This is a genomic window from Microbacterium sp. CPCC 204701 (assembly GCF_004010105.1).
Taxonomy (GTDB): domain Bacteria; phylum Actinomycetota; class Actinomycetes; order Actinomycetales; family Microbacteriaceae; genus Microbacterium.
This window is the reverse complement of the sequence record NZ_RRYE01000537.1, coordinates 1-1,574: the sequence shown is the minus strand read 5'-3', so window position 1 is coordinate 1,574 and position 1,574 is coordinate 1. Positions and strand designations below refer to the sequence as shown.

The 1,574-nt window shown below is 73.4% G+C and carries 1 protein-coding gene; it reads left to right on the top strand.

Annotated elements, in window-relative coordinates; translation table 11 throughout:
* A partial coding sequence (locus EIO58_RS17620; protein ID WP_164861856.1) for an ATP-dependent helicase occupies positions 1-1,574 on the top strand: 1,574 nt, incomplete at both ends.

Genomic DNA, 1,574 nt, shown 5'->3' with positions numbered 1-1,574 from the left:
GGTCGCGAGCCACCCCTCTGTCGCCGAGGAGCTGCGCGACCGCTATCGCGTCGTGCTGCTCGACGAGTACCAGGACACCTCCGTCGTCCAGACCGACCTCCTGGCGGCGCTCTTCGCCGGCACCGGGGTGATGGCCGTCGGCGACCCGCACCAGGCGATCTACGGCTGGCGCGGCGCGAGCGCCGGGAACCTCGGCGGGTTCGCCGTCGCCTTCGCGCCCGGCGGCGCGTGCGCGCAGTACTCGCTCCTCACGAGCTGGCGCAACAGCGAGTCGGTGCTCACGGCCGCCAACGCCGTGCTCGCTCCGCTCGCGGCATCGGCCACCGTGCCGGTGCAGGAGCTGCGCCCGCGTCCGGGTGCGCCGGCAGGCGTCGTCGAGCTGGGCTTCGACGCCGACCTCGACACCGAGGCCGACCGCGTCGCCGCGTGGTTCGCACGAGTCCGCTCCGAGCGCGCACGGGACGGCCTTGCGACGACGGGTGCGATTCTCTTCCGGAGCAAGAAGCACATGGTGCGCTTCGGCGACGCGCTGGGGCGTCGCGGCATCCCTCACCGCATCCTCGGCCTCGGCGGCCTGCTGTCGACGCCCGAGGTGGTCGACGTGGTGTGCGCGCTGCGGGTGATCAGCGACCCCTCGGCCGGCTCGTCGCTCATCCGGCTGCTGGCAGGACCGCGGTGGGGCATCGGGCTGCCAGACCTGCGCGAGCTGGCGGGCCTCGCTCGCCGCATCGCGCGGCATGACTCGTCGCTGCAGCCGCTCGCTCCCGAAGTGGTCGAGCGCATCCGCGGGAGCGCGGGCGACGATGACGGCTCGCTGGTCGACGCGTTGGACTTCGTGCTCCGCCACACCCCCGACCACGGCTGGCTCGCCGGATTCACCCCCGACGCGCGCGAGCGACTGCGCGAGGCGGCATCCGTCTTCGCCGGCCTTCGTCAGGCGAGCGGGATGCCGATCCCCGACCTCGTGCGCCTGGTCGAGCTCGAGCTGCGGCTCGATGTCGAGCTGGCCGCCAATGAGGCCCGTGGACCGGCCCGCGTCGCCTCGGCCCAGCTGCGCGCGTTCGTCGACGAGGTGCACGCCTTCCTCGCCGCCGACGAGACCGGTTCGCTGTCGAGCCTGCTCGCGTGGCTCGAGCACGCCGAGCAGCTCGACGAGTTCGCGCCGCGCACCGAGCCGCCCGAGGACGACGTCGTGCAGCTGCTCACGATCCATGGCTCGAAGGGCCTCGAATGGGATGCGGTCGCCGTGGTGCGCCTGGTGAAGGACGAGCTGCCGAGCGCCCCGCGCGACACCCGTGCGTGGCTCGGGTTCGGCGTGCTGCCGTACGCGTTCCGGGGGGACTCGGCGTGGCTGCCCGCGCTGGCGTGGCAGTCGGCCGAGACGCAGCAGCAGCTCAAGGCCGCCATCGAGGCGTTCGTCGAGGCGAACCGGCAACGCCAGCTCGATGAGGACCGTCGGCTCGCGTACGTCGCGGTCACGCGGGCGCGCGAGCACCTGCTCCTCACCGGCTCGCACTGGTCGGGCACCAAGCGCCCGCGTCCTCGCAGCGTCTTCTTCGCCGAGATCGCCGACG